At 68.4% G+C, this 26,456-nt stretch carries 21 protein-coding genes and 3 tRNA genes; 10 read left to right on the top strand and 14 right to left on the bottom strand.

Features of this window, described 5'->3' with window-relative positions; all coding sequences use genetic code 11:
- The first annotated feature begins 120 nt into the window (after nucleotides 1-120).
- A tRNA-Leu gene (locus ACLB90_RS16445) sits at nucleotides 121-207 on the top strand.
- A gap of 75 nt (nucleotides 208-282) precedes the next feature.
- On the opposite strand, the gene ACLB90_RS16440 is transcribed toward ACLB90_RS16445, so the two are convergent.
- On the bottom strand, nucleotides 283-969 hold the full coding sequence (locus ACLB90_RS16440; protein ID WP_411850468.1) for a glutathione S-transferase family protein: 687 nt from the start codon (nucleotides 967-969) through the stop codon (nucleotides 283-285).
- 152 nt (nucleotides 970-1,121) lie between these two features.
- Here ACLB90_RS16440 and ACLB90_RS16435 point away from each other — a divergent pair.
- Nucleotides 1,122-1,208: transfer RNA gene (locus ACLB90_RS16435), tRNA-Leu, on the top strand.
- 190 nt (nucleotides 1,209-1,398) lie between these two features.
- Nucleotides 1,399-1,485: transfer RNA gene (locus tag ACLB90_RS16430), tRNA-Leu, on the top strand.
- Nucleotides 1,486-2,181: 696 nt separating this feature from the next.
- On the opposite strand, the gene ACLB90_RS16425 is transcribed toward ACLB90_RS16430, so the two are convergent.
- From ACLB90_RS16425 to ACLB90_RS16410, 4 genes are read right to left on the bottom strand one after another with little or no spacing between them, the layout of a single operon-like run.
- On the bottom strand, nucleotides 2,182-3,759 hold the full coding sequence (locus tag ACLB90_RS16425; protein ID WP_411850467.1) for a DHA2 family efflux MFS transporter permease subunit: 1,578 nt from the start codon (nucleotides 3,757-3,759) through the stop codon (nucleotides 2,182-2,184).
- Nucleotides 3,760-3,766: 7 nt separating this feature from the next.
- Complete coding sequence (gene emrA, locus ACLB90_RS16420; RefSeq protein ID WP_411850466.1) at nucleotides 3,767-4,948, bottom strand: multidrug efflux MFS transporter periplasmic adaptor subunit EmrA; 1,182 nt, start codon at nucleotides 4,946-4,948, stop codon at nucleotides 3,767-3,769.
- A 10-nt stretch (nucleotides 4,949-4,958) separates the two neighbouring features.
- Complete coding sequence (locus tag ACLB90_RS16415; RefSeq protein WP_411850465.1) at nucleotides 4,959-6,452, bottom strand: efflux transporter outer membrane subunit; 1,494 nt, start codon at nucleotides 6,450-6,452, stop codon at nucleotides 4,959-4,961.
- Complete coding sequence (locus ACLB90_RS16410) at nucleotides 6,449-6,892, bottom strand: MarR family winged helix-turn-helix transcriptional regulator (protein ID WP_026070989.1); 444 nt, start codon at nucleotides 6,890-6,892, stop codon at nucleotides 6,449-6,451. The genes ACLB90_RS16415 and ACLB90_RS16410 overlap by 4 nt, the downstream gene beginning before the upstream one ends.
- Between ACLB90_RS16410 and ACLB90_RS16405 the strand changes: the two genes are divergently transcribed.
- Genes ACLB90_RS16405 through parC form a run of 3 tightly spaced genes read left to right on the top strand, consistent with a single transcriptional unit; the run spans nucleotide 6,891 to nucleotide 10,214 of the window.
- A complete protein-coding gene (locus ACLB90_RS16405) occupies nucleotides 6,891-7,037 on the top strand; it encodes a hypothetical protein (RefSeq protein WP_411850464.1) in 147 nt (48 codons plus the stop codon). The genes ACLB90_RS16410 and ACLB90_RS16405 overlap by 2 nt on opposite strands.
- The gene (locus ACLB90_RS16400; protein ID WP_411850463.1) at nucleotides 7,034-7,912 is read left to right on the top strand and encodes a helix-turn-helix domain-containing protein; all 879 of its coding nucleotides are present in this window, start codon (nucleotides 7,034-7,036) and stop codon (nucleotides 7,910-7,912) included. The genes ACLB90_RS16405 and ACLB90_RS16400 overlap by 4 nt, the downstream gene beginning before the upstream one ends.
- Before the next feature lie 58 nt (nucleotides 7,913-7,970).
- Complete coding sequence (gene parC / locus ACLB90_RS16395) at nucleotides 7,971-10,214, top strand: DNA topoisomerase IV subunit A (RefSeq protein WP_411850462.1); 2,244 nt, start codon at nucleotides 7,971-7,973, stop codon at nucleotides 10,212-10,214.
- A 193-nt stretch (nucleotides 10,215-10,407) separates the two neighbouring features.
- Here parC and ACLB90_RS16390 read toward each other — a convergent pair whose 3' ends face one another.
- Nucleotides 10,408-10,896: a bacterioferritin gene (locus tag ACLB90_RS16390; RefSeq protein WP_411850461.1), complete on the bottom strand. Its 489-nt coding sequence runs from the start codon at nucleotides 10,894-10,896 to the stop codon at nucleotides 10,408-10,410.
- A gap of 123 nt (nucleotides 10,897-11,019) precedes the next feature.
- Between ACLB90_RS16390 and ACLB90_RS16385 the strand changes: the two genes are divergently transcribed.
- Nucleotides 11,020-13,380, top strand: coding sequence for a penicillin acylase family protein (locus tag ACLB90_RS16385; RefSeq protein WP_411850460.1), 2,361 nt, complete (start codon nucleotides 11,020-11,022; stop codon nucleotides 13,378-13,380).
- Nucleotides 13,381-13,405: 25 nt separating this feature from the next.
- Here the strand turns inward: ACLB90_RS16385 and ACLB90_RS16380 are convergent, their stop codons facing one another.
- A complete protein-coding gene (locus ACLB90_RS16380; RefSeq protein ID WP_411850459.1) occupies nucleotides 13,406-14,788 on the bottom strand; it encodes a cation:proton antiporter in 1,383 nt (460 codons plus the stop codon).
- 102 nt (nucleotides 14,789-14,890) lie between these two features.
- Nucleotides 14,891-16,582 carry an asparagine synthase B gene (asnB, locus tag ACLB90_RS16375; protein ID WP_411850458.1) on the bottom strand — a complete coding sequence of 564 codons (1,692 nt, stop codon included), beginning with the start codon at nucleotides 16,580-16,582 and terminating at the stop codon, nucleotides 14,891-14,893.
- Between the two features lie 354 nt (nucleotides 16,583-16,936).
- Here asnB and ACLB90_RS16370 point away from each other — a divergent pair, with 354 nt between their 5' ends.
- Nucleotides 16,937-17,839 (top strand): tetratricopeptide repeat protein, encoded by a 903-nt coding sequence (locus ACLB90_RS16370; RefSeq protein ID WP_411850457.1) that lies wholly within the window; start codon nucleotides 16,937-16,939, stop codon nucleotides 17,837-17,839.
- 101 nt (nucleotides 17,840-17,940) lie between these two features.
- The gene (locus ACLB90_RS16365; RefSeq protein ID WP_411850456.1) at nucleotides 17,941-18,624 is read left to right on the top strand and encodes a pentapeptide repeat-containing protein; all 684 of its coding nucleotides are present in this window, start codon (nucleotides 17,941-17,943) and stop codon (nucleotides 18,622-18,624) included.
- A 142-nt stretch (nucleotides 18,625-18,766) separates the two neighbouring features.
- On the opposite strand, the gene dapE is transcribed toward ACLB90_RS16365, so the two are convergent.
- The 6 genes from dapE to map are packed head-to-tail and all read right to left on the bottom strand — an operon-like array spanning nucleotide 18,767 to nucleotide 25,664.
- Nucleotides 18,767-19,894 (bottom strand): succinyl-diaminopimelate desuccinylase, encoded by a 1,128-nt coding sequence (gene dapE / locus ACLB90_RS16360; protein ID WP_411850455.1) that lies wholly within the window; start codon nucleotides 19,892-19,894, stop codon nucleotides 18,767-18,769.
- Nucleotides 19,891-20,253, bottom strand: coding sequence for an arsenate reductase (locus ACLB90_RS16355; protein WP_411850454.1), 363 nt, complete (start codon nucleotides 20,251-20,253; stop codon nucleotides 19,891-19,893). The genes dapE and ACLB90_RS16355 overlap by 4 nt, the downstream gene beginning before the upstream one ends.
- 45 nt (nucleotides 20,254-20,298) lie before the next feature.
- Complete coding sequence (locus tag ACLB90_RS16350) at nucleotides 20,299-21,156, bottom strand: hypothetical protein (RefSeq protein WP_411850453.1); 858 nt, start codon at nucleotides 21,154-21,156, stop codon at nucleotides 20,299-20,301.
- 1 nt (nucleotide 21,157) lies between these two features.
- Nucleotides 21,158-22,243, bottom strand: a complete 1,086-nt coding sequence (dapD, locus tag ACLB90_RS16345) for a 2,3,4,5-tetrahydropyridine-2,6-dicarboxylate N-succinyltransferase (protein ID WP_411850452.1) — start codon at nucleotides 22,241-22,243, stop codon at nucleotides 21,158-21,160.
- Nucleotides 22,243-24,870 carry a [protein-PII] uridylyltransferase gene (locus ACLB90_RS16340; RefSeq protein ID WP_411852779.1) on the bottom strand — a complete coding sequence of 876 codons (2,628 nt, stop codon included), beginning with the start codon at nucleotides 24,868-24,870 and terminating at the stop codon, nucleotides 22,243-22,245. The genes dapD and ACLB90_RS16340 overlap by 1 nt, the downstream gene beginning before the upstream one ends.
- A gap of 20 nt (nucleotides 24,871-24,890) precedes the next feature.
- A complete protein-coding gene (map, locus tag ACLB90_RS16335; protein WP_411850451.1) occupies nucleotides 24,891-25,664 on the bottom strand; it encodes a type I methionyl aminopeptidase in 774 nt (257 codons plus the stop codon).
- Between the two features lie 260 nt (nucleotides 25,665-25,924).
- Between map and ACLB90_RS16330 the strand changes: the two genes are divergently transcribed.
- On the top strand, nucleotides 25,925-26,449 hold the full coding sequence (locus ACLB90_RS16330) for a spore coat U domain-containing protein (RefSeq protein ID WP_411850450.1): 525 nt from the start codon (nucleotides 25,925-25,927) through the stop codon (nucleotides 26,447-26,449).
- The last annotated feature ends 7 nt before the right edge of the window (nucleotides 26,450-26,456 follow it).

Raw genomic sequence — 26,456 nt, 5'->3', positions numbered from 1 at the left:
ATCATAGCCGCTGACGATGTGCAGAACCGGTCATGGCGCGCGCACATGCAGTTTTGTGAAGAAAAGTTGAAAAACCGTTGACAAGCCCCGGCGGCATCTTCACAATTCGCCCCCTGAGTCGCCCAGGTGGCGGAATTGGTAGACGCACTAGCTTCAGGTGCTAGCGGGGGCAACTTCGTGGAGGTTCGAGTCCTCTCCTGGGCACCATGACTCAGACAATGATCAAACCCGCGCAAGCGGGTTTTTTCATGTCCGGCGTTTGGCCCGCGCCGTGGGACCGGATCAGGCGTCCGGATCGTAGTAGCGGCGCGCCAGCCCCGCCCGCCCCGGAAAGTGCCTGAACCAGGGCCGGGCCGCGTCGATCACCGCCGCCACAGGCGCATGCGCCATCAGCCGCTCCACGTAGGCAGACAGCGCCGCATGTGATGCCGGCACCGGTACGTAGGCCACCGCATAGAACAGCGCCGGCGCCGCCGCGCAATCAGCCAGGCTGAAGCTGTCGCCCGCCAACCACGGACGCCCGTCCAACTGCCGGTCCAACAGCGCATAGCTGTTCAGCAGCGTCGCGCGGGCGGCCTCGGTGGCGGCGCCCCCGCCATCGCCATCCGGCTGCAGCAGGGCGCCGGTCAGTGCCTGCATCGGCGTCATCACGTACAGGTCGCAGACGCGGTCCCAGAACCGCACCTGCAGCGCCTGCGCAGCATCCTGCGGAATCAGCCGCACCCCATCGGCCGCGTGATGCAGCTGCAGGTACTCGATGATGATGCTGGTCTCGCCGATGCACGTGCCCTGCTCGACCAGCAGCGGCATTTTGCCGAGCGGCCACAGCGCCCGGAACGCCGCGCGCTCGACCGGGTCGCCCAGATTCAACAGCCGCGTGTCCAGCGATACGCCCAGCACGTGCGCGGCGATCAGCACTTTCTGGCAGCACGACGACAGGGGATGGAAGTGCAGGATCGGGCTCGGCATGGGAACGCCTTGCTGCAGGGTGGGACCAGTATTTTCAGCGCCCGTTGCCGCGGTCAAGCCACGCCCGGCCCACCAGTACGACCGGCACCGGGCGATGCGTCACAAAGCGTTGACAGTCGTCGAATGCTTCCGCATAATTCGCCTCCTGAGTCGCCCAGGTGGCGGAATTGGTAGACGCACTAGCTTCAGGTGCTAGCGGGGGCAACTCCGTGGAGGTTCGAGTCCTCTCCTGGGCACCATGACTCAGAACATGATCAAACCCGCGCAAGCGGGTTTTTTCGTTTCCGGGGTTCGCTGACATCCGCTTCGCAGGACACACGAATCACGCGACATGCAGCGCGATGACGCCGCGACACGCAATCATCAGAACTTCTCGCGAAATCCTGTTGACACATTCCCGGTTCTCCCGCAGAATTCTCCTCCTGAGTCGCCCAGGTGGCGGAATTGGTAGACGCACTAGCTTCAGGTGCTAGCGGGGGCAACTTCGTGGAGGTTCGAGTCCTCTCCTGGGCACCATGACTCAGACAATGATCAAACCCGCGCAAGCGGGTTTTTTCATGTCTGGGGTTTGGGTTTTTTAGAAGCCGACGCTGAAGCCAGAGCGCTGCTTATGTGCCGGCGACGGGCTGGGCGGGGGCGTGCGGATTCGCGGGGCACGCCGCTCCATCCGTACCCGACCAAGCCAGCGGCAGTGCAGATGGGTTTTTTAGAAGCCGACGCTGAAGCCAGAGCGCTGCTTCTGTGCCTGCGACGGGCTGGGCGGGGGCGTGCGGGTTCGCGGGGCACGCCGCAAGTACGTCCGTGTAGGCTCGTGCGCCGCATCCATGCGGCGCAACGGCCCCGCGAACCCACACTCCCCCACCCCAGACAGTTGGCCGGCGCCTATCGAACAGCAACGCAAGGCGGCAAAGCCGACCGTTGTTCAGCTGTTTTGCGCGCTGCTGTTTGGCTGTGGACGCTTCGTCGCGCACCGACCCACTTTCAGGGGCGGGTACGGGTGGAGTGGCGGGACCGTAGAGCGCCACGGATGGCGCGAACGAGCCTACATGGACGTACTTGCGGCGTGTCCCGCCGCTCCACCCGTACCCGACCAAGCAAGCGGCAGTGCAGATGCGATGCTGCTCCGCTGTTGCCCTGCCCCTGCCCCTCCCGGCACCCATAAAAAAACCCCGCCTTTCGACGGGGTTTTCTTCGTTGCAGTTCAGATGCCGATCAATGTCCGCCGGCAGAGGCCGCGCCGGCCCCTGCACCGAACGGCGGCTTGGCCAGCCACAGGAAGGCAATGATGGCCAGGAAGATCCAGCCCAGAAGGAAGAAGATGTCGTTGAAGCCCATCTGCGATGCCTGGTGGTTGATCATGTTGTTGAGCACGGCGGCGCCATGCTGCAGGTCGCCCTGCCCCATCGCGGTCACCTGGTCCTGCATGCCCGGCGTGTAGCCGGACACATGCTCGGTCAGGTGCGCATGGTGCTCCTGCGTGCGCCGCGCCCACAGCCACGTCGTCAGCGACGCCGCGAAGCTGCCCCCCAGCGTGCGCAGGAAGGTCGCCAGGCCGGAACCGGCCGCGATCTCGCGCCCGTCCAGATCCGACAGCAGGATCTGCAGCACCGGCATGAAGAACAGCGCGACGCCAATGCCCATGATCAGCTGGATGCCGGCCACATGGCCGAAGTCCACCTGCAGGTTGAAGCCCGAGCGCAGGAAGCTGGTGAAGGACAGGAACACGAACGCGATGGTCGCCAGCATGCGCATGTCGAACCGCGACGCGTACTTGCCGACGAACGGGGTCATGATCACCGGCAGCACGCCGATCGGCGCGGTCGCCAGACCGGCCCAGATCGCCGTGTAGCCCATGTCGCGCTGCAGCCACTGCGGGATCAGCAGCGCCACGCTGAAGAACGCGGCATACGCCACCACCATTGCCAGCGTGCCCGCGCGGAAGTTGCGGTGCCGGAACAGGCGCAGGTCCACGATCGGGTCCTTGTCGGTCAGCTCCCAGATCAGGAACACCGCCAGGGCCACCACCGACACGCAGGCCAGCACCACGATCTTGCCCGAGCTGAACCAGTCCTCGTCGTTGCCGAGGTCGAGCACCAGCTGCAGCGCACCCACGCCGATGACCAGCGTGATCAGGCCGACGTAGTCCATCTTCGGCTTCTCGGTGTGCTCCGGCCGGCCCTTGAGCTGGTTGCCCACCACCAGCGCGGCGAAGATGCCCAGCGGCACGTTGATCAGGAAGATCCATTCCCAACTGTAGTTGTCGGTGATCCAGCCGCCCAGGATGGGGCCGGCAATCGGCGCCACCACGGTGATCATCGCCAGCAGCGCCAGCGCCTGCCCGCGTTTTTCACGCGGGTACAGCGACACCAGCAGGCTCTGGGTGATCGGGTACATCGGACCGGCCACGAACCCCTGGATCGCACGCGACACCACCAGCATGCCCATGCTCTGGGCCAGGCCGCACAGCAGCGAGGCCAGGGTGAAGGCCAGCGTGGCCCACACGAACAGCTTGGTTTCGCCAAAGCGACGGCTCAGGAAGCCGGTCAGCGGCAGCGCGATCGCGGTGCTCACCGCGAACGAGGTGATCACCCACGTGGCCTGCTGCGAACTGGCGCCCAGGTTGCCCGCGATGGTCGGCAACGACACGTTGGCGATGGTGGTGTCGAGCACCTGCATGAACGAGGCCATCGCCAGGCCGGCGGTACACAGGGCGACATTGGCCGGTTTGAAGCCGGCTGTCGTCCCTGGCGCACCCGGCATACCGGGCGCGGCGGGAGCTTGTGCGGACATGGTGGCCTCAGCTTGCCTTGGCCTGCTGCGGCAGGTTGCTCTGGATGATCTGGTGGATCACGTCGTCGGCGCTGTGCAGCTGCTTGGCGTAGACGTCGGTGTCAAACACCTGGCCCTTGGCGGTTTCGGTCGGCAGCACGGTGCCCTTCTGGTCGCGCAGGCTCACTTCAGCCTTGATCGACAGGCCGATGCGCAGCGGGTGCTCGGCCAGCTGCTTGGCGTCGATGGCGATGCGCACCGGCACGCGCTGCACGATCTTGATCCAGTTGCCGCTGGCGTTCTGCGCCGGCAGCAGCGAGAACGCCGAGCCGGTGCCCAGGCCCAGGCTGTCGATGCGGCCCTTGTAGGTCACATCGCCGCCGTACAGGTCCGAACGCAGCTCCACTTCCTGGCCCAGGCGCATGTGGCGCAGCTGGGTTTCCTTGAAGTTGGCTTCCACCCACATCTGCTCGGTCGGCACCACGGCCATCAACGCGTTGCCCGGCTGCACGCGCTGGCCAACCTGCACCGAACGACGGGCGACATAGCCGGCAACCGGCGCGACGATGCCGGCGCGGGCGTTGTTGAGGTAGGCCTGGCGCAGCTGCGCGGCGGCCGCCTGCACGTCCGGCTGGGTGGCAATCACGGTGTCGTCGACCAGTGCGTTGCTGCGCTCGAAGGTCTCGCGCGAACCGGCGACGGCGGCTTCGGCAGCGGCCAGCTCGGTGCGGGCGTGCGCCAGCTCTTCGTTGGAGATCGCGCCGGTGGCGGCCAGGTTCCTGCGGCGGTTGAAGTCCTCGCGGACACGATTGAGCGTGACCTGACGGGCATTCAACTCGGCCTGCGCGCCTTCCACGCTGCGGTACAGGCCGCGCACCTGGCGGACCGTCTTGGCGAGGTTGGCTTCGGCCTGCTGCAGCGCCACTTCGGTGTCGGCCGGATCCAGCTGCACCAGCAGCTGGCCACGCGCCACGCGCATGCCGTCATCGGCGTTGATCGCCACGACGGTGCCGCTGATCAGCGGGGTGATCTGCACCTGGTTGCCCTGCACGTAGGCATCGTCGGTTTCTTCGAACCAGCGGCCGAACATGAAGTACCACAGGGCCAGCGCGGCCAGCAGCAGCACCACGATGACCAGCAGGCCGCGCAGCAGCTTGCCGCGACGGGAGGGAGCTGCGTTCTCGGCAGCGGGGGCGGAGGTCTGACTCATGGGATGACTCTCAGGAATGCGAGGATTCGGGGGTGGCGGCAACCGTGGCGGTGTCGCTGGACGGGATGAATCCGCCGCCCAGCGCCTGGCTCAGTCGCACCGAAACAAGGATCTGACGCGACTGCAGCTCGGCCAGCCGCTGCTGGGACACCAGCAGCTGCTCTTCCACGCTGAGCACGTCCAGGTAGCTGCCGATGCCGGCGCGGTAGCGCTGTTCGGCCAGGTCGTGGGCGGCACGTGCGGTGCTCACCGCCTGGGCCTGCGCAGCAGCCTGGTCGGCCAGCGAGCGCACCGCGTTGACCTGGTCGGCGACATCGCGCAGCGCGTTGACCACCGACTGGTTGTAATCGGCCACGGCCAGGTCGTACTGCGCGTCGGTCTTGTCCAGGTTGGCGCGCAGGCGGCCGCCGTCGAAGATCGGCAGGCTCAGCGCCGGGCCCAGGAAGGCAAACGTCGAACCGCTCTTGAGCAGCTGGTCGACCTCGCTGGACACCACCCCGCCAAGCGCGGTGAGGTTCAGGCTGGGATAGAACTGCGCCTTGGCCGCGTGGATCCCGCGGTGGGCCGCTTCCACGCGCCAGCGCGCGGCGACGATGTCCGGGCGACGGCCGAGCAGTTCGCTGGGCAGCACGCCCGGGAGCTGCAGCGCGAGCGGATTGAGCACCTGCGGGCGTTCGATCTGCAGGCCGCGGTCCGGGCCCTGCCCGACCAGCGCGGCCAGCGCGGTGCGCGCTTCGTCGATCTGCTGCTGCGCGGCCTGCCGCTGCTGCTGCGCGGCCGGGATGCGGGCTTCGGCCTGGCGGGTCTGCAGGTCGCTGTCGATGCCGGCGGCGCGCCGCTGGCGGGTCAGGTCCAGGGTCTTCTGCGCGCGCGCCAGCTCTTCGCTGGCCACATCGTGCAATTGCCACGCGTAGCCCAGCTGCGCGTAAGCCTCGGCAATCGCCGCGGACAGGTTCAGGCGCGCAGCCTGCGCGTCCACGGCGGCGGCATGGCCGCTGTCCACGGCCGCTTCCCAGGCGGCGCGCTTGCCGCCCCACAGGTCGATGCCGTAGCTGAAGCTGAGATAGGCCTGGCCACTGCCGGCATAGCTGCCGCCAAGCTCATCGCCCACCATCGATTCGGGCAGGCGCACACCGGTGTAGCCGCCGGAGGCGGACACGCTCGGCAGGCGGTCGGCACGGGCGGTGCCGATCTGCGCGCGGGCCTGGCGCAGGCGCGCATCGGCGGCGTCCAGACCCGGGTTGCGCTGCAGGCCTTCGGCGATCAGGGCGTCGAGCTGGGGGTCGCCCAGCGCGCGCCACCAGTCGGTGGACGGCCAGCCCGGCTGGCTCAGCCCGGCGTCGGCCAGGGTGCGCTGGGTCTGCAGGCTGTCGGCGTCGAGCAGCACGGCCTTGGGTTCCAGGCCGCCGGTACTGGCACACGCGGCCAAGGCCAGCGCCAGCACGGACAGCAGCACCGGCCGCAGCGGGCGCAGTGAAGAGGGGCGATCAGAGAGGAGAGTCATGGCGAATTGAGGGAGTCACGTACACGGGTCATGAGGGAATGCAGCTGCGCGCGCTCGTCCTGGGACAGGTCGCGCATGGCGTCGTTCATCGTCTGGTCGCCGCGCTGCTTCAGCCGGGCCCACAACTGGCGGCCTTCGTCGGTCAACACGATCTGCAGGGCCCGACGGTCCTGGGCATGCGGCTCGCGCCGCACGCAGCCCATCGCTTCGAGCTTGTCCAGCAGCCGGGTCACGGCGCTGGGCACCTGGTCCAGGGCCTGGGCCAGTTCGTTGGCGGTGCACGGCGCGCGCGCCGACAACACCTTCAGGCCCAGGTAGTGGGTGAACCCGATGCCGAGGTTTTCCTCGGCCATCGACGTGTCTAGCTGACGGACCAGGCCATCGCGCACCTGGCGCAACAGCAGTCCGAAGCTGGGAGGCGTGGTTTCGGGACAGATCATGGCGAGCATTCTCTTCCAAAAATTATATTTCTCAATGGAAATATTCAATCTGGAACAAAATGCTGTGTTGCAGCACGCAGGACAATGGGAGGACGTCACCTTAATGGCGGTCGGCATTGGCCCGGTATTACAATATGGTCAATGAATGACACATTCCGGCCAGCGCCTGACCCCATCGCCGCGCAGATGATCCGCAACAACGTGCTCGACTGGTTCGAGCGCGACGATGGCCTGGGGGTGCTTGGCTTCCGGGTCGAGAGCGCCAATGGGCTGGAGCGCGAGATCGACTGGCACCAGCACCGCCGCGGCCAGCTGATCAGCGTGGAGGCCGGCCTGCTCAACATCCGTACCCGGCACGGCAACTGGTCGCTGCCGCCCGGCTGCGCCGGCTGGATGCCCCCGGCCGAGCCGCACACGGTGGATATCTGCGGCCCGCTGCGGGGCTGGGGCGTGATCATCAGTGCCGAGCTGACGCGCGAACTGCCCGATGAGCCGTGTGTGGTCGCCATCTCCGACCTGCTGCAGGCGCTGGCCCTGCGCGTCACCGAATGGCCCCCTGCGGAAGCCGCGAGCCCGCGCCAGCAGCACATGATCGAGGTGCTGCTGGACGAACTGCGGCATGCCCCGCGCCAGCGCATGCACCTGCCGATGCCGCAGGACCGGCGGCTGCTGCGGATCGCCTCGCAGCTCATCGCCAACCCGGCCGACGGGCGCAGCCTGGAGCAGTGGGCGCAGTGGGCGGGGCTGTCGCCGCGTACACTGACACGGCACTTCCGCGACGAAACCACCCTCAGCTTCGCCCAGTGGCGCCAGCAGGCGCGCCTGGCCGAGGGCCTGCGCCGCCTTTCCGACGGCCAGGGGGTGTCCGACATCGCCCACGAACTGGGGTTCAGCAGCCCCAGCGCCTTCGTGACGGTGTTCCGCCGCCACTTCGGCTGCCCGCCCGGGCGCTATCTGGCGCGCAACGGACAGCCACTCAACCCATCACGCGGCTTGGCATCCCCGGCCGCATCCGGATAATCGTCCGCCTGCGAGGGCGACAGCCGTCGCCGTCCCTTGCCACAGGTACCAATCCCGCATGACCGATCTCGCCCGCCCCGCCTTCCACGGCTTTGAACAGCTGCCCCTGCGCGAATACGCCGAACGGGCGTACCTGGACTATTCGATGTACGTGGTGCTCGATCGCGCACTGCCGTTCATCGGCGACGGGCTCAAGCCGGTGCAGCGCCGCATCATCTATTCGATGAGCGAGCTGGGCCTGAACGCGGGCTCCAAGCCCAAGAAATCCGCACGTACCGTCGGCGACGTGATCGGCAAGTACCACCCGCATGGCGACAGCGCCTGCTACGAAGCACTGGTGCTGATGGCCCAGCCGTTCTCGTACCGCTATCCGCTGATCGAAGGCCAGGGCAACTTCGGTTCGACCGACGATCCCAAGTCGTTCGCGGCGATGCGTTACACCGAGTCCAAGCTGACCCCCATCGCCGAAGTGCTGCTGGGCGAGATCAACCAGGGCACCACCGACTGGACCCCGAACTTCGACGGCACCCTGGAAGAGCCGACCTGGATGCCGGCACGCCTGCCGCACCTGCTGCTCAACGGCACCACCGGCATCGCCGTGGGCATGGCCACCGACGTGCCGCCGCACAACCTCAACGAGATCGTCAGCGCCCTGCTGCACCTGCTGGACGATCCCGATGCGACCGTGGCCGACCTGTGCGAGCACGTGAAGGGGCCGGACTATCCGAGCTTCGCCGAGATCATCACCCCGCTGGCCGACCTGCGGAACATGTATGAGACCGGCAACGGCAGCGTGCGTGCGCGCTCGACGTTCGTGAAGGAACACAACAACATCGTGGTCAACGCGCTGCCGTTCCAGGTATCGCCGTCGAAGGTGATCGAGCAGATCGCCGCGCAGATGCGCGCCAAGAAGCTGCCGTGGCTGGAAGACATCCGCGATGAATCCGACCACGCCAACCCGGTGCGGGTGGTGCTGGTGCCGCGCTCCAACCGTGTGGACGCCGAACAGCTGATGGGCCACCTGTTCGCCACCACCGACCTGGAGCGCAGCTACCGGGTCAACCTCAATGTGATCGGGCTGGACGGGCGTCCGCAGGTGAAGAACCTGAAGATGCTGCTCAGCGAGTGGCTGCAGTTCCGCAGCACCACCGTGACCCGCCGCCTCAACCATCGCCTGCAGAAGGTCGAGCGCCGCCTGGAAATGTTGGACGGCCTGCTGATCGCCTTCCTCAACCTGGATGAAGTGATCCACATCATCCGCACCGAGGACGAGCCCAAGCCGGCGCTGATCGCGCGCTTCAAACTGAGCGAGGAACAGACCGAGTACATCCTCGACACCAAGCTGAAGCAGCTGGCGCGCCTGGAGGAAATGAAGATCCGTGGTGAGCAGGACGAGCTGGCCAAGGAGCGCAGCAAAATCCAGTCGATCCTGGAGAGCAAGGCCAAGCTGAAGAAGCTGATCCGCGACGAACTGGTGGCCGATGCGAAGAAGTTCGGCGATGACCGTCGTTCGCCGCTGGTGCAGCGCGGTGCCGCGCAGGCCATCGACGAAACCGAGCTGGTGCCCAGCGAGCCGATGACCGTGGTGCTGTCGGAGAAGGGCTGGATCCGCGCCGCCAAGGGCCACGACATGGACCCGGCCACGCTGTCCTACCGCGACGGCGACGCGCTGCTCGGGTCGGTGCGTGCGCGCAGCACCCAGCAGGTCGCGTTCCTGGACAGCGAAGGCCGCGCGTATTCCACGCTGATCCACACCCTGCCCTCGGCGCGCGGCAACGGCGAGCCCCTGACCGGCCGCTTCTCGCCGGCGCCGGGCAGCGCCTTCATGACCCTGGCCAGCGGCGAGAACAACACCCGCTTCGTGCTGGCGTCCACGCATGGCTATGGCTTCGTGACCCGCTTCGAGAACCTCACCGGCCGCAACAAGGCCGGCAAGGCGATGCTCAACCTCACCTCCGGGTCGAAGGTGCTGACCCCGGCCGTGGTCGCCAATCCCGACACCGACCGCATCGTGGCGGTGACCAGCTCGGGCAATCTGCTGGCGATTGCCGCCAGCGACCTGCCGGAACTGGACAAGGGCAAGGGCAACAAGATCATCGACATCCCCAAGGCCAAGCTCGCCACCGAGCGCGTGGTGGCGGTGGTGGCGGTGAGCCCCGGCAACACCCTGCTCGTGCGCAGCGGCCAGCGGACGATGAACCTGTCGTTCAAGGACCTGGACACCTACCTGGGCACGCGCGCGACGCGCGGCCATCTGCTGCCGCGTGGCTGGCAGAAGGTGGAAGGGCTGGCGGTGGAGTAAGCGCACCGCCCGGGCACGACGGGCAGCCGGCCACCGGTCGGCTCCACCGTGTCGAGCAACAAAAAAGCCGGGGAAATCCCCGGCTTTTTCGTTCGTCGCTGGCTGGCAGGTGCTGGCGGGCGGACGAAGGTTCCTGCGGCGTGCTGGCGAGAGCTGGCTGGCGTGCAGAACCCGATGACGGCTGGACGGGGCGTCAGTGCGCCGCCGTGCCCTTCGCATCCATCTTGCTGGTCTGGTACAGCGCCAGGCCGATCCGCTTGATCAGCCCCAGCTGCTGCTCCAGCCACCAGGCGTGGTCTTCCTCGGTGTCCTTGAGCTGCACCAGCAGCATGTCGCGGCTCACGTAATCCTGGTGCTGTTCACACAGCTTCATGCCGGCGGCCAGGTTGTTGCGCACGCTGTATTCGGTGTCCAGGTCCTTCTGCAGCATGTCTTCGACCGTGGCGCCAGGCTCGAACACATGCGGGCGCATGTCCGGGTCGCCGCCAAGGAACAGGATGCGACGCAGCAGCGCATCGGCGTGCTGGGTTTCCTCTTCCATCTCATGGTTCAGGCGCTCGTACAGCGCGAACAGGCCCTGGTCTTCGTAGCGGCGCGAGTGGATGAAATACTGGTCGCGTGCGGCCAGCTCGCCGCGCAGCAGTTCCTTCAGGCACGCAATGACGTCCGGATTGCCTTTCATGGTGGGGGTTCCTGGTGGATCGATGGCGCACATGGTGCCCCATCCGGAATTCCAATGATCTAATCGGAATCAGTCGCAGTTGGCGCCTACAATCGGCCCACAACCTCATCGGGGAGACGCGGGATGCGTCGCTGGCTCACGCGGGTGCTGTGGCTGCTGGTGGTACTGGTCATCATCGTCATCGCCACCGTGTGGGGGCTGCTGCGCGGCAGCCTGCCCGCGCTGGACGGCACACAGCCACTGGAGGGCCTGCAGGCCCCGGTGAGCGTCACCCGCGATGCGCTCGGCGTGGTCACCATCGATGCCGGCAGCCAGGCCGATGCGATGCAGGCGCTGGGGCTGGTGCACGCGCAGGAACGCTATTTCGAGATGGACCTGATGCGCCGCACCGCCGCCGGCGAGCTGGCCGCGCTGTTCGGCCCGGCCGCCGTCGAGATGGACCAGCGGATGCGCGTCCACCGTCTGCGTGCGCGTACCCGCGCGCATCTCGCCGATGCCATCGGTGCGCAGCCCGAGGTGATCCGCGCGTATGTGTCCGGTGTGAACGCCGGCGTGGCCGGCCTGCGCGTGCGCCCGTGGCCGTACCTGCTGCTGCGCCAGCCGCCGGCACCGTGGGCGGCCGAGGACAGCGTGCTGACCGGGCTGGCGATGTATGCCGACCTGCAGGACCCGGGCAACCAGGACGAGCTGGCGATGGCCCGCATCCGCGACGTGGTGCCGCCACCGCTGTACGCCCTGCTCGCCCACGACGGCAGCGAGTGGGATGCGCCGTTGTTCGGTGCCCCGCGCGGCAATGCGCGGCTGCCCGGTGCCGACGTGCTGGACCTGCGCCGGCAATTACCCGTGCACCCCACCACAACGGCCGCACGCACCGAGCCGGATGTGCAGGGCAGCAACAACATGGCCGTGGCCGGCGCGCTCACCGCCGACGGCCGCGCGATCGTCGCCGACGACATGCACCTGGGCCTGCGCGCGCCCAACCTCTGGTTCCGGGTGCGGCTGCGCTATCCCGATCCGCAGGCGCCCGGCGGCAAGGTCGATGTCACCGGCTTTTCCCTGCCCGGGTTGCCGGCGATCGTGGTCGGCAGCAACGGCTACGTGGCGTGGGGATTCACCAACAGCTACATCGACAACGCCGACTTCGTCCCTGTGCCGGCCGCCGCGCCCGGCACGGTCGATGGCATCCGCCGCTACGACGAGCGCATCCAGGTGGCCGGGCAGCCCGACGTCCTCCTGCAGGTGCGCGAGACCGCCTGGGGGCCGGTCCTGCACACGCGTCCGGATGGCAGCGGCGAGGCCCTGCGCTGGACCGCGCAGTTGCCCGGTGCGCTGCGGCTGGACTTCGCGGCGATGGCGCGCGCCGGGAATCTCGACGAGGCCCTGCGCATCGCCGACCACGCCGGCATTCCCACCCAGAACCTGCTGCTCGGCGACCGCAACGGACGCATTGCCTGGCGGCTGATCGGCGCCCGCCCCGACCGTGCCGCCGGCTGCCCGCCCGCCGGCGCCGCACAGCCGGCGGCCGCGCACTGCGCACCGTGGCCGGTCCGCAGCGACGGCTCACCGGCCCTGGTCGACCCGCCCTCGCACCGCCTGTGGACCGCCAACGGGCGCGTCCTCGACGGCGAAGCGCTGGCCGTCGCCGGCAACGGTGGCTACGACCTGGGCGCGCGCGGGCGGCAGATCCGCGACGGCCTGCTCGCGCGCGACCGCTTCACCGAGGCCGACCTGCTGGCGATCCAGCTCGACGACCGTGCGCTGTTCCTGTCGCGCTGGTGGACCCTGCTGCGCAAGGTCGTCGAACACAGTGACGACCCCGCGCTGCAACGCCTGGAGGCGGCCAGCCGTCACTGGGACGGGCGCGCCGGGGTCGACTCGGTCAGCTACCGGCTGGCGCGCGGCTTCCGCGGCAAGGTGGTGGACGCACTGACGGCGGGCCTGCTGGCACCGGCCAAGGCGCAGCTCGGCGACCAGTACCTCGCACCACGGCTGGCCCAGTTCGACGGGGTGGCCTGGCCGCTGGTGAGCGAACGGCCCCCACACCTGCTGCCGCCCACGTACCCCAGCTGGGACGCGCTGCTCGCCGATGCCGCCCGCCAACTGGAGACCGACCTTGCCGCACAGGGGCCGGATCTGGCGCAGCGCACGTGGGGCGAGCGCAACACCGCCGCGATCTGTCATCCGATCAGCCGCGCCCTGCCCGCGTTCGCCCGCCGCTGGCTGTGCATGCCGGCCGATGCCCTGCCCGGCGACCGCGACATGCCACGCGTGCAGGGGCCGGCGTTCGGCGCCTCGCAACGCATGGTGGTCGCCCCCGGCCATGAGGCCGATGGCCTGGTGCACATGCCCGGCGGCCAGAGCGGGCATCCGCTGTCGCCGTTCTGGGGCGCGGGGCACGAGGACTGGGTGAAGGGAACGCCGACGCCGTTCCTGCCGGGCAGGACGGTGTACCGCCTGGACCTGACGCCGGGCACCGCGCGGTAGCGGGCACCCGCCGCCTCTGCCGCAGCTAGCGCCAGCGACGGTCCATCGCGCTCAGCAGCGGCCCGGTCATGGCGGTGGTCACCAGCGCCATGATCACCAGCACGGCGAACAGCCGGTCGCCAAGGAAGCCCAGTTCGTAGCCCAGGTTGAGCACGATCAGCTCCATCAGCCCGCGGGTGTTCATCAGCGCGCCGAGCCGCCAGGCCTCGTGATTGCCCATGCCCGCGCTGCGCGCCGCGCTCCACGTGCCGATCAGCTTGCCCACGGTGGCCACCGCGATCACCACCAGGCACAGCAGCAGATCGCTGGCCTGCAGCGCGTCGGCGCGCATGCGCAGGCCGGTCATGGCGAAGAACAGCGGCAGCAGCAGGGTGACCGCGAACGGCTCGACCCGGCTGGCCACGGTGTGCCGCAGGGTGGCATTGCCGGACACCGCCACACCGGCGGCGAACGCACCGAACAGCGCGTGGATGCCGAGTATTTCAGTGACCAGCGCGCAGCCCAGCGCCATCAGCAGCATGATCAGCAGCCAGCGGCCTTCCTCTCCGGCGGCAATCGTGCGGCGCGAGAACCACGGCCGCACCACGCCCAGCATCAGCGCCACGAACGCCACCACGCAGACCAGGTTGACCGTCGCCGGCACCCAGCCCTGGGCCTGCGCGGCCGCCACGATCAGCGCCAGCAGGCACCAGGCGGTGGCATCGCCGAGCGCGGCGCAGGCGATCGCGGTCTGGCCCAGCGGCGTGCCGGTCATGCCGCGGTCGGCAAGGATGCGCAGCAGCACCGGGAACGCGGTGATGCTCAGCGACACGCCCACGAACAGCGCGAATCCGGTGAATCCCACGCCGCCCGGGGCATGCGCGTCGTACAGCCACAGCGCCAGCAGCACGCCAAGCACGAACGGCACGGCGATGCCGGCATGGCTGACCACGAACGCGAAGCGACGCCGGCCACGCAGGCCCCCCAGATCCAGTTCGGCGCCGGCCACCAGCAGGAACATCAGCACACCCAGCTGACTGAGCAGCCCCAGCGAGCCCAGCGACGCCGGCGGGAACAGCACGCCGTGCACCTGCGGCAACAGCGCGCCCAGCACCAGCGGCCCCATCATCAGGCCGGCCGCCATCTCGCCGATCACCCCGGGCTGTCCGAGCCGGCGGAACAGCCACCCTGCCGCCTTGGCCACCAGCAGCAGTACCAGCAGCTGCAGCAGGAACAGGCCCAGCGGCGCATTCAGATGCGCCGCCCAGCCGGCGCCCAGCGCCGCATCGCTGCGTGCGGTCTGAGCCTGCAGGCCCGGGCCGGCAAAGCGCGCCAGCGCCAGCCCGATCAGCAACGGCAGCGCCACCCAGCCGAGATAACGCCACGCCAATCCGCTGCGACGCATGCCGCCGGTGGTGTCTGCTTCCATGACCGATCCCCATCGATTGAAGCGGGGATTCTACGGATTCGCCGCCCGCGCGACAGTAGGCAGCGATACGGCGACGGTGGAGCGTCGCCGTACCGGGCCGGATCAGGCCAGCGCCTGGGCGTGCACGCCGGTAACCGCGCGCCCCGAAGGGTCGGCCATGGCGGCAAAACTCGCATCCCAGGCGATGGCCGCCGGGGAGGAGCAGGCAATCGACTTGCCGCCGGGCACGGTTTCGGCAGCGGCCTGGGTCGGGAAGAACTGCTCGAACACGTGGCGGTAGTAGTACGCCTCCTTGGTCTGAGGCGGGTTGTGCACGAAGCGCTTGTCCGCCGCCGCCATCACCCGGTCGCTGATCTGTGCGTCGGCATGCGCCTTCAGCCCATCGATCCAGCCGTAGCCCACGCCGTCGCTGAACTGCTCTTTCTGCCGCCACAGAATCGACTCCGGCAGATAGCCCTCGAAGGCTTCACGCAGCACCGCCTTTTCGATCCGGCGCGCGCCGTCGCCGCCCTTCCCCACCATCTTGTGGCGGGCATCGATGCGCATGGCCACATCGAGGAACTCGCGGTCCAGGAACGGCACGCGCGGCTCCACGCCCCAGGCCATCATCGATTTGTTGGCGCGCAGGCAGTCGTAGTTGTTGAGCGCATCGAGCTTGCGCACCAGCTCCTCGTGGAACTCGCGTGCGTTGGGCGCCTTGTGGAAGTACAGGTAGCCGCCGAAAATCTCATCGCTGCCTTCGCCGGACAGCACCATCTTCACGCCCATCGCCTTGATCCGGCGCGCCAGCAGGAACATCGGCGTGGAGGCGCGGATGGTGGTGACATCGTAGGTTTCCACGTGCCGGATCACTTCCGGCAACGCATCCAGCCCTTCCTCGAAGGTGTACTCGAACCCGTGGTGCACCGTGCCCAGCGCCTCGGCCGCGATCGCCGCAGCCGCCAGGTCGGGCGATCCCTTCAGGCCGATCGCGAACGAATGCAGGCGCGGCCACCACGCTTCGCTCTGGTCGCCGTCCTCGATGCGATGACGCGCATAGCGTGCCGCCACTGCGGCCACCAGCGAGGAATCGAGACCGCCGGACAGCAGCACACCATAGGGCACGTCGGTCATCAGCTGCCGGTGTACGGCACGCTCGAAGGCTTCGCGCAGTTCGGTCAGGTCGGCAGCCACGCCGTCCACCGCGTCGTAGTCGCGCCACGGGCGCTCGTAGTAGCGGGTCAGCGTGTCGGTGGCGCTGTCGTACCAGTGGCCGGGCGGGAACTGCGCGGCGTCGGCGCAGATGTCCACCAGTGACTTGAGTTCGGAGGCCACCACCAGGCGGCCGGCGCTGTCGTGGCCCCAGTACAGCGGCACCACGCCGATCGGATCGCGTGCGATCAGTACACGCTGCGCCGCGCGGTCCCACAGCGCGAAGGCGAAGATGCCGTTGAGGCGGTTGAGGAACGACGCGGGGGTGTCCTGGCGGTAGAGCGCGTTGATCACCTCGCAGTCCGACCCGGTCTGGAAGGCGTAGGGCTGGGCCAGCTCGCCCTTGAGTTCACGGTGGTTGTAGATCTCGCCGTTGACGGCCAGGGCCAGGTCGCCGTCGTCGGACAGCAGCGGCTGCGAGCCACCGGCCGGATCGACAATCGCCAGGCGCTCATGGACCAGGATGGCGCCGTCATCGACGTACACCCCGCTCCAGTCCGGGCCGCGGTGGCGTTGCCGCTGGGACAGCTCGAGGCTGTGGCGGCGCAGGGCCGGAAGGTCGTCGCCGGCCTGCAGGCCGAAAATACCGAAGATCGAACACATGGGAGCAGCTCCTGGGAATGGGGGAATACACGTGACGTCTGTATCCGACCGGCCACCTTTCCCGGGCCTGTGCTGCACCCGGAAAACAAAAAACCCGCATCGACCGATGCGGGTTTTCTGGGTCCGGGCGTGTGTTGCTGTTCTAGCCCTGGTCGCAGTCCCGCATCGGCCGCGCACGATTATTCGCGCGCAGATTGCTGCGGTTATTGGTGTTGACGGCGGTGGCCAGGAGCGAGGACATGGATCGACCGTACCCCGGTTTTGGCGACGGCGCAACTGTTGCGACGGCAACCGATTCAGCGGGCGCGCCATCGCGCTCGGGGATAATCGCCCACCCCGTTCCGGATCTCATGGATGACCCTCTGCTTCCCCCGCCTGCGCGCCGCGCTGCTGCCGGCGTTGGCCCTGCTGGCCCTGGCAGGCTGCCATAGCGCTCCTACCCGCCCGGTCAGCGACACCGAACGTGATGCCCTGGCCGCTGCGGCCGATGGGCAGTTCGACTCGGCGATGCGCGTGGCCCGAATGTACCGGGCCTGGAATGACCCGCGCGCGTTGGACTGGTACGCGCGCGCCGCCGCCGCCACCCCGCGCACGCATCACACCACCAGCGCCGAGGAGGAGCTGGGCACGATCCTGGAACGCGGCCGGCTCGACAGCAGCGACACGCCGCAGAAGCCCGAGGCGGTCGTGTTGAAGCCGTCGCCACGCAAGGCCTTCCGCTGGTACCACAGCGCCGCGTACCACGGTTCGCCGTATGCCATGCACGACCTGGAGAAATGGTATGAACGCCGCGGCGACATGGAAGGCGCGCTGCGCTGGCGCCTGCGCTCGGCGGTGTACCTGCGCGAGCTGTACAAGCTGCAGGCGCTGCGCGATGCGACCAGCGGGTCGGCCAAGCCCGGTACGCCGGTCAGCGCCACACCGTCGCCGAACCCGGTGATCGCCGGCATCCAGCGCCGTGCCGGACGCGGCGATGCCGAGGCCCAGGTCGATCTTGGCGCGCTGTACGAAGCCGGCATCGGCGTGACCGAAAGCAAGGCCGACGCGCTGCGCTGGTATGCCCGCGCGGGCGACCAGGGCAATGTGTACGGCCAGTACCTTGCCGGCCTGGTGCAGGGGCGCGGCGGGCGTGGTCTGGAAAAGAACGTGGAGGCGGCCGCAGGCTGGTTCGCCCGGGCCGAAGCGCAGGGCTTCTACATGGCGGCCGAATCGTACTGGCGCGAGGCGATTGCGCCGCCGTTCTTTACCTTTGAATGATGGCCAAGCGGCGTACCGGGCCCCGCCCGGTCGCGCTGTACACAGCCAACGGCGCCGCACAAGACTGCATCGCCACGCGCTTCTCGCCCAGAATGGGCGGCATGAACAGCGTCACTTTCCGCAACGACACCCTCACCCGCGAACGCATGCAGCAGATCATCGCCGCGCATCCACGCGCGGCGGTTTTTGAATCCTGCGTGTTCGACGGCGGCGATTTTTCGCGGCTGGACATGGATGGTTTCCAGTTCAACCAGTGCTCGCTGGCGGGCACGAGCTGGCTGGCCGCGTCGCTGGAGGAAAGCCGGTGGTACAAGTGCCGGGGCAGCCAAGCCGATTTCAGCTCGGCGCTGCTCAGCGACAGCCATTTCTCGCACTGCGATCTGAACAACAGTCATTGGCGCCGCGCGACGCTGTCCTCGGTGCGGTTCGAGGACTGCAAGCTCACCGGCGCGCACCTGCAGGAGGTCAGCGGCTGGGCGCTGGAGTTCCGCAATTGCCTGATGGTGAGCGCGGACCTGCGCGGTCTGTCGTTCCGCAAGGCGCAGCTGGACGGCATGGATTTCTCCGATGCGGAGCTGTCCGGCTGCGACTTCCGCGACGCGGTGTTCAACGGCGGCAGCCTGCGCAATGCGCAGACCCGGCTGACCCGCTTTGAAGGCGCCGACCTGCGCGGCACCGATATCAGCGGGCTGAACGTGATGGACAGCAAGCACTTCAAAAAGGCGGTGATTTCGCAGCAGCAGGCGGCCGCGGCATTGGCCGCGTTCGGGTTGATTGTGGCGTGATGGGCGGCTGGCTGGAATGCCTGGCTGGGTAGAGCCTACCGGGTAAAGCCGGGTGTTGGTCGGCTGTTTGTGGTCCGGTGAAGAGCAGCCGACTGACAGTCGGCTCTACCTTTTCGTCGGCTCTACCTCGTCGGCCACGCGGTTACGCCAGGAGCCGCTCGATGAGGCGCTGGTACAGGGCCGGCAGCCGTTCCAGGTCGGCCACCGCGACGTTCTCGTCCACCTGGTGGATGCTGGCGTTGACCGGCCCCACTTCGATGCACTGCGCGCCCAGCGGCGCGATGAAGCGCGCATCGGACGTACCGCCCCCGGTGCTTTCCTCCGGCGGAGCGCCGGCGAACGCACCCAGCACCTCGCGGGCCACCTGGCGCAGCGTGCCTTCCGGGGTGTAGAACGGCTCGCCGCTGCGGTGCCAGCGGAGCGTGTAGTCCAGCGCGTGGCGGTCGAGCAGCGTGGCGATCTCCTGCTCCAGCACCGGCGCGCTCCAGTGCGGGTTGTAACGCAGGTTGAACTGCACCTGCAGTTCGCCGGGGATCACGTTGTTGGCCCCGGTACCGGCATGGATGTTGGAGATCTGCAGGCTGGTCGGCGGGAAGCTCTCATAGCCGTCGTCCCATTGGCGTGCGGTCAGCTCGGCCAACGCCGCCGCGGCCAGGTGGATCGGATTGCGCGCCTTCTGCGGGTACGCCACATGGCCCTGCACGCCCTTCACCGTCAGCGTGGCCGACAGGCTGCCACGCCGCCCCACCCGCAGCAGGTCGCCAAGCACGGCGGTGGAGGACGGTTCGCCGGTGATGCACCAGTCGATGCCCTGTCCACGCGCGCGGAACAGGTCCGCCACCCGGCGCACGCCGTCGATGGCATCGCCTTCCTCGTCGCTGGTGAGCAGCACCGCCAACGTGCCGGGGTGGTCCGGATGGGCGGCGACGAACTGCTCGGCGGCCACCACGAAGGCGGCCACGCTGCCCTTCATGTCCGCCGCACCGCGGCCGTACAGCACGCCGTCACGGATCTGCGGCTCGAACGGGTCGCTTGTCCAGGCGGCGACCGGCCCGGTCGGCACCACGTCGGTGTGGCCGAGCAGCACCAGCACCGGCGCGCCGTGGCCGTGGGTGGCCCACAGGTTGTCGACCTCGCCCAGGCGCAGGTGTTCGCAGGTGAATCCGGCGCGCTGCAGGCGCCCGGCCAGCAGCGCCTGGCAACCCGCATCGTCGGGCGTCACCGAGGCACGCGCGATCAGGTCGCAGGTGAGCGCAAGGACATCGTTCACGCGCCGACCCCGAAGCGCTGCTTGAAGCCGTTGTCCGAGAAGCCCTGGGTCATGGTGCCGTCGGCACCGACCACCACCGGGCGCTTGATCAGCTGCGGATGCTCGCGCAGCAGCAGCTTCCATTCCGCATCGGACGCGGCCGCCTTGCGGTTGTCCGGCAGCTGCCGCCAGGTGGTGGACGAGCGGTTGACCAGTGCGGCGAATCCGCCGGCCTGCGCGGCCCAGTCGATCAGGGTTTCCGGCGAGGGGGTGTGCTCGCGGTAATCGACGAAGGTGTACGGCACCTGGAAGCGGTCGAGCCACTTGGTGGCCTTCTTGCAGGTGTCGCAGTTCTTCAATCCGTACAGGGTGGTGGTCATGGCGCGCTCCGCACAACGTCGATCAGGAAAGACCGCCGAAGCATGTCACAACAGGCGTTCGGACACGACCCGGAACGGCACCTGCGGCACCCGGAAGCAGAACGCATCGGCGGGATCGGCCCCCATGCCCGCCACCCGCGGACAGTGCGGCTGGCCCACCAGCCGCAGCGGCTGCACCTGCGACACCGTGATCGGCAGGTCGATGTGGGTCAATGCGGTACGGCCGTCGGCGCACACGGCGATGGCCGCGTCCTGGCAGGCAAGAAATGCCAGCGCCTGCGGCGTGCCGGCGAACGCACCCGCCGCCCAGCCGGCCGGCCATGCCGCCATCGGCGCCCACTGCGCCTGCAGTGCCGGTGCGCTGCCCTGCCCCGGTTCGATGCGGGTCCGCCACCCGTCGCCGCTGCGGCCGTGATCGAAGCGTGCCGGCCAGTGCGGCTGCATGGCATCGCTGAACAGACGGGCGCCCACGGCGTGGGTCACGCTGTCGATCACGTTGCGGTCGAACAGCACCACCGGCGTGGCCGCAGTGTCGCCCTCGGGCAGCAGGTACCAGCGCCAGTTGCTCTGCAGCGGCGAGGGAAACAGCGCGCGCAGCGGTCCGGCGAACGCCGGGCCGAAGTGGCCGTGCCGATAGGTCAATACCGTGTAGGGCGTGCGCCCGGCGTGGGTGAACAGCCGGTAGCCCGGTGGCGCCGTGGGCGCGCGGGCGGCATCCACCCACCAGGTCGTGTAGATCACATCGCGTACATCGCTGCACAGCGGTGGCACCGGCAGCACGCGGGTCAACGCGCGCCGCAGGGCCGTCCAGCGCGTACCGTCCAGCAGGCGCTGCAACGCGCGTCCCGGCCACCCCGGGTAGGGATGGCGGTAGCGCGCTGCCTGCGCCAGCGACGGCGCCAACTCAGTCGGCCAGACCGCGCAGCAGGTCGTTGACGCTGGTCTTGCTGCGGGTCTTGGCATCGACCTGCTTGACGATCACGGCGCAGTACAGCGAATGCGAGCCGTCCTTGGACGGCAGCTGGCCGGACACCACCACGCTGTAGGGCGGCACCGAACCGTAGCTGATCTCGCCGGTCGCGCGGTTGTACACGCGGGTGCTCTGGCCAAGGAACACGCCCATGCCGATCACGCTGTGGTGGCCGACCACGAACCCTTCGACCACCTCCGAACGGGCACCGATGAAGCAATGGTCCTCGATGATGGTCGGGCTGGCCTGCAGCGGTTCCAGCACGCCGCCGATACCGGCGCCGCCGGACAGGTGGCAGTGCTTGCCGATCTGCGCGCAGGAACCCACGGTGGCCCAGGTATCGACCATCGTGCCCTCGCCCACGTAGGCGCCGATGTTGGTGAAGCTCGGCATCAGCACCACGTCCTTGCCGAAGTAGCTGCCGCGGCGGGCGATGGCGCCCGGCACCACGCGTACGCCGGCACGGCGGAACTTGGCTTCATCGAAGCCGGCGAAGCGCGATTCGACCTTGTCCCAGAACGGCGCCGGGCGTGCATCGACCACGGCCATGTCGTTGACGCGGAAGTACAGCAGCACCGCCTTCTTGAGCCATTCGTTGACCTTCCAGCCGCCGTGGCCATCCGGTTCGGCCACACGGAACTCACCGGTTTCCAGGCCGTCGATCACCCGGCCCACCAGCGGCTTGGTCGAGCCTTCCAGTTCATGCAGGGTCAGCGTGGCGCGGCGCTCGAAGGCGCTCTCGATACCGAACTTCAGTTCTTCCACGCCCGGCGTGGCCGGCTTGCGCAGCGACTTGCGGGCGATCGTCGCATCGCGGCTGGCGGTGCGCTTGGCGGCGCTTTCGGCCGGGCTGGCGGCGGCCTTGCCGGCAGCCGTTTTACGGGTGGCGACCTTCTTCGGCGCAGGCGCGGCCTTCTTCGCGGCCACCGGCGTCTTCGCGGCGGGCGCGGCCTTGGCGGCGGCAGTCTTCTTGGCCGCCGCAGGGGTGGCGGCAGTCTTCTTGGTCGGCTTGGTGGCCATCAGCGGGGGTCTCCGGCGTTTCGATCAGGGTCCAGGCAGGCAAGCATGGCGTCGTGCAGCTGCTGCCGGGTGGATTCGGTCAGGGGGTGGTCGTGCTCATCGCTGATCACGAACATGTCTTCAGCGCGCTCGCCGAAGGTGGCGATGCGGGCATCGTGCACACGCAGACGCTGGTTGCGCAGCACGTAGGCGACATCGGCCAGCAGACCCGGACGATCGGGCGCAACCAGGCTGAAGCGGGTGCTGCTGCTGCCGGCGTCGGCATCGGCGACGTCGCGGAATTCGATGCGGGGGGCAAAGCGGAAGTGGCGCAACTGGCGGGGAATCGCCCGGCGCGAGGGACGCAGCCGTGACAGGTCGCCGGCCAGCGCGTCGCGCAGGGCCGCCTCCAGCCGCACCGCGTCGCCATCGGCGAAGCTGTCGGCCGGGGTGACTTCGAACGTATCGAAAATGGTATCGACCGGCCCGTCCAGCACGCGCGCGCGGTGGATGCCATAGCCCTTGCGGTCCAGCGTCATCACGATCGCGGCGAACAGGCCATCGCGATCGGGCGAATGCACGAACACTTCCAGCGCGTGGTCGTCGGGGGTGATCCGGCGCACCTTGACCAGGGTCTGCCCCTGCTTCACCGGCACCAGCGCTGCTGCCTGCCACGCCAGCTGCTCCGGGCGCAGGCGGATGAAGCTTTCGTCGGGCATCACTGCGAACTGGCGGTCAATGGTGGCATCGTCGTAACCGCGTTCGCGCACCAGCGTGCGTACCGAGTCGCGCGCTTCGGCCACGCGCTCGGCCGCCGGCATCTGGTTCTCCAGCCCGTCGCGCAGCGCGCGGCGCGCGGCGAAGTACAGGTCGGCCAGCAGCCGGTCCTTCCAGGCGTTCCAGAGCTTGGGACTGGTGCCGGCGATGTCGGCGCAGGTCAACAGGTACAGATAATCAAGGCGATCGCGGCTGGCCACCAGCGTGGCGAAGCGATGGATCACGTCCGGATCGGAAATATCCTGCTTCTGCGCGGTCACCGACATGCGCAGATGCTGCTCGACCAGCCAGGCCACCAGGTCGGTATCCGAGGCGCTCAGCGCGTGGGCCTGGCAGAAGTCGCGTGCGTCCACCGCACCGAGTTCGGAATGGTCGCCGCCACGGCCCTTGGCAATGTCATGGAACAGGCCCGCCAGCAGCAGCAGTTCGGGCTTGCGCAGGCGCGGCCAGACTTCGTGGGCGATCGAGAAGCGCTCGTCGGCGCGGCTGCTGGCGAACAGGCCGATGTTCCGCAGCACCATCAGAGTGTGCTGGTCCACCGTGTACACATGGAACAGATCGAACTGCATGCGCCCGGAGACCTGCGCGAACGCCGGTATCCACTGGCCCAGCACGCCCAGGCGCGCCATCCGCGCCAGCGTGTCGACCGCGCGCGGGCTGCGCAGCAGCGCCATGAACTGCTCGCGCGCCGATGCACCGGCCCCGGTGTAGGCCGGCAGCGCGGCCAGCGATTCGGCCAGCGCGCGCGCGGTCAGCGAATGCAGGCCACGCACGTCGGGGTTGTAGGCCCAGCTGGAGAACAACGCGAAGACCTGTTCGATATCGCCCTGCGGCCACTGCGGATCGTTGGCCGCCAGGTAGCCGCGACGCAGCGAGAAGCCCACGCTGACCGGCTCGGGCACCGCCTCGCCGTCAAACTGCTCCTCGAACCGCTGCAGCAGGCGGTCGCTGATCCGCCGCACCACCGTGGCGCTGCGGTAGAACCCCTGCATCATTTTCTCGACGCCCAGGCTCTCCGGGTCATCTTCGAAGCCGAGGCGCGCAGCCAGGGTCTTCTGGTAATCGAAGCGCAGGCGCTCTTCGGGCCGGTTGGCGACCAGGTGCAGGCCGAAACGCAGCTGCGCCAGCGCACAGCGCTCGCGGCGCAACGCGGCCGCCTCGTCCGGTCCCAGGTGGCCCAGACCGACCAGGGCTTCCAGTTCGCGCACGCCGAAGGCGCGCAGCGCCATCCAGCCCAGCGTGTTGAGATCGCGCAGGCCGCCGGGGCCATCCTTGATGTCCGGCTCGAGGTTGTCGGCGGTATCGCCAAAGCGGCGATGGCGTGCCAGCAGTTCCTCGCGCTTGGCAAGGAAGAAGTCGCGTGGGGACCACAGTCCCTCGACGTTGACCGCCGCCTTCAGCGCCTGCCGCGCGGCCTCGTCGGCCACCAGCGGGCGTGATTCGATCAACGCGGTCAGCACGGTCTGGTCGGCACTGGCCTCGGTGCATTCCCGCGCCGAGCGCACCGCATGGCTGACCGGCAGGCCGCAGTCCCAGAGCAGGGCGAACAGGCGTGCCAGGCACGGTTCCTGCGCCCGCTGGCATGCCGGCTCGCCCAGCACCAGCAGGTCGATGTCCGACCGCGGAAACAACTCGCCACGCCCGTAACCACCGACGGCGAACAGCGCCAGCCCGCTCTCGGCCGGCAGGCAGCGCTGCCAGGCCAGGCGGATCAGGTGGTCGGCCGCGCGCGCGCGCAGCGCCAGCAGGCGCTCGATGTTGTCGCCCTGGTCGAAACGCCGGTAGAGGCGCGCGTCGGCCTGCTGCAGGGACTGCCGCGCTGTCGCCGCCCAGTCCGGGTCGGCGACGGAGGTGGCCGGCGCGTCCAGCATCGGGCTCGCCGGCAGCATGCTCAGACCTGCGATTCGCCGGGCGAGAGGGTCAGCACGTCCACGCCGGTCTCGGTGACCGCGATCATGTGCTCCCACTGCGCCGACAGCTTGCGGTCCTTGGTCACCACGGTCCAGCCATCCGGCAGCACTTTGTTGTAGCGGGTGCCTTCGTTGATCATCGGCTCGATGGTGAAGGTCATGCCCGGCTGCAGCACCAGTCCCTGGCCCGGGCGCCCGTAGTGCATCACCTGCGGTTCGTCGTGGTAGATCTTGCCGATGCCGTGGCCGCAGTACTCGCGCACCACGCTGAAGCGCTCGGCTTCGGCATAGCTCTGGATCGCATGGCCGATATCGCCCAGCGTCGCGCCCGGCTTGACCGCGCGGATGCCGCGCCACATCGCTTCATACGTCGTGTCGACCAGGCGCTTGGCCATCACCGACGGGGTGCCGACGTAGTACATGCGGCTGGTGTCGCCGTGCCAGCCATCCTTGATCACGGTGACGTCGATGTTGACGATGTCGCCGTCCTTGAGGACCTTGGCTTCGCTGGGAATGCCGTGGCAGATGACGTTGTTCACCGACGTGCAGACGGTCTTCGGGAAGCCCCGGTAGCCGACGTTGGCCGGCGTGGCCTTCTGCACGTTGATGATGTGGTCGTGGCAGATGCGGTCCAGCTCTTCGGTCGTCACGCCCGGCTTGACGTGCGGGGTGACGATGTCGAGCACCTCGCTGGCCAGACGGCCGGCGATGCGCATCAGTTCGATTTCCTGGGGGGTTTTCAGATTCACGCTCATGGCGACCATTATCGCCGATCCGGAGCCAGACTGAACGGGGCCGGCTGGAACGCTGACAGCCCAGGTTCGGCTGGCTGACCGGGGACCCGGCCTCGCCGCGCGCCATGTGAACGTAAAAAACGCCAAATCCGGCCAGATTTCCTCACGCCCCCCCGACAACCCCGCTCCTATAAGCAGGGTAGCGCCAGCCCGGCGCCCGTTGCCTGCAGTACGTCAGCATCGACCTGAACATCCAGGACCCCCGTCCAAGGAGAATGCCCATGCGATCCCTGCGTCCCCTGCTTTTCGGCGTCGGCCTGGCCGCCCTGTCCAGCTCCGCCCTGGCGGCCGACACGACCACCTTCAACGTCAAAATCATCATTACCAAGGCCTGCACGATCACCGCGGCAGCCGCCACGGACGTGGATTTCGGCAGTGCGCTGTCCACCGCCACCAGCCCGTCCAATGCCCAGGGCACGATCACCGCCCAGTGCTCGGCACTGACCCCGTACACCATCGCGCTCAATGCCGGCTCCAACGCAGGGACGGCCAATGACGTCACCACCCGGCGCATGAAAAACACCAATGCGGCGGTGACCACCAACAATTTCGTCGGCTACCAGCTGTACCAGGACGCCGGCCACAACACCGTATGGGGCGCCACCGCGGGGACCAACACCGTGGCCGGCACCGGCACGGGGCTGCCGCTGGCCTACAACGTGTACGGCCAGGTCGCCAATCCCAGCGTCAACAACGCCGCCACCGGTAGCTACCAGGACACCGTCACCGCCACCATTTCCTACTGAGGTTGCC

It is taken from the genome of Stenotrophomonas sp. LGBM10, from assembly GCF_046736075.1.
Classification (GTDB): domain Bacteria; phylum Pseudomonadota; class Gammaproteobacteria; order Xanthomonadales; family Xanthomonadaceae; genus Stenotrophomonas.
The sequence above is the reverse complement of the archived record's forward strand: the minus strand, read 5'-3'. Positions and strand labels throughout refer to the sequence as shown.

Coding starts and splice junctions, on each gene's coding strand:
- ACLB90_RS16440 (WP_411850468.1), bottom strand. CDS start 969: ATGCCGAGCCCGATCCTGCACTTCCATCCCCTGTCGTCGTGCTGCCAG.
- ACLB90_RS16425 (WP_411850467.1), bottom strand. CDS start 3,759: ATGTCCGCACAAGCTCCCGCCGCGCCCGGTATGCCGGGTGCGCCAGGG.
- emrA (WP_411850466.1), bottom strand. CDS start 4,948: ATGAGTCAGACCTCCGCCCCCGCTGCCGAGAACGCAGCTCCCTCCCGT.
- ACLB90_RS16415 (WP_411850465.1), bottom strand. CDS start 6,452: ATGACTCTCCTCTCTGATCGCCCCTCTTCACTGCGCCCGCTGCGGCCG.
- ACLB90_RS16405 (WP_411850464.1), top strand. CDS start 6,891: ATGGCGAGCATTCTCTTCCAAAAATTATATTTCTCAATGGAAATATTC.
- ACLB90_RS16410 (WP_026070989.1), bottom strand. CDS start 6,892: ATGATCTGTCCCGAAACCACGCCTCCCAGCTTCGGACTGCTGTTGCGC.
- ACLB90_RS16400 (WP_411850463.1), top strand. CDS start 7,034: ATGAATGACACATTCCGGCCAGCGCCTGACCCCATCGCCGCGCAGATG.
- parC (WP_411850462.1), top strand. CDS start 7,971: ATGACCGATCTCGCCCGCCCCGCCTTCCACGGCTTTGAACAGCTGCCC.
- ACLB90_RS16390 (WP_411850461.1), bottom strand. CDS start 10,896: ATGAAAGGCAATCCGGACGTCATTGCGTGCCTGAAGGAACTGCTGCGC.
- ACLB90_RS16385 (WP_411850460.1), top strand. CDS start 11,020: ATGCGTCGCTGGCTCACGCGGGTGCTGTGGCTGCTGGTGGTACTGGTC.
- ACLB90_RS16380 (WP_411850459.1), bottom strand. CDS start 14,788: ATGGAAGCAGACACCACCGGCGGCATGCGTCGCAGCGGATTGGCGTGG.
- asnB (WP_411850458.1), bottom strand. CDS start 16,582: ATGTGTTCGATCTTCGGTATTTTCGGCCTGCAGGCCGGCGACGACCTT.
- ACLB90_RS16370 (WP_411850457.1), top strand. CDS start 16,937: ATGACCCTCTGCTTCCCCCGCCTGCGCGCCGCGCTGCTGCCGGCGTTG.
- ACLB90_RS16365 (WP_411850456.1), top strand. CDS start 17,941: ATGAACAGCGTCACTTTCCGCAACGACACCCTCACCCGCGAACGCATG.
- ACLB90_RS16355 (WP_411850454.1), bottom strand. CDS start 20,253: ATGACCACCACCCTGTACGGATTGAAGAACTGCGACACCTGCAAGAAG.
- dapD (WP_411850452.1), bottom strand. CDS start 22,243: ATGGCCACCAAGCCGACCAAGAAGACTGCCGCCACCCCTGCGGCGGCC.
- ACLB90_RS16340 (WP_411852779.1), bottom strand. CDS start 24,870: ATGCTGGACGCGCCGGCCACCTCCGTCGCCGACCCGGACTGGGCGGCG.
- map (WP_411850451.1), bottom strand. CDS start 25,664: ATGAGCGTGAATCTGAAAACCCCCCAGGAAATCGAACTGATGCGCATC.
- ACLB90_RS16330 (WP_411850450.1), top strand. CDS start 25,925: ATGCGATCCCTGCGTCCCCTGCTTTTCGGCGTCGGCCTGGCCGCCCTG.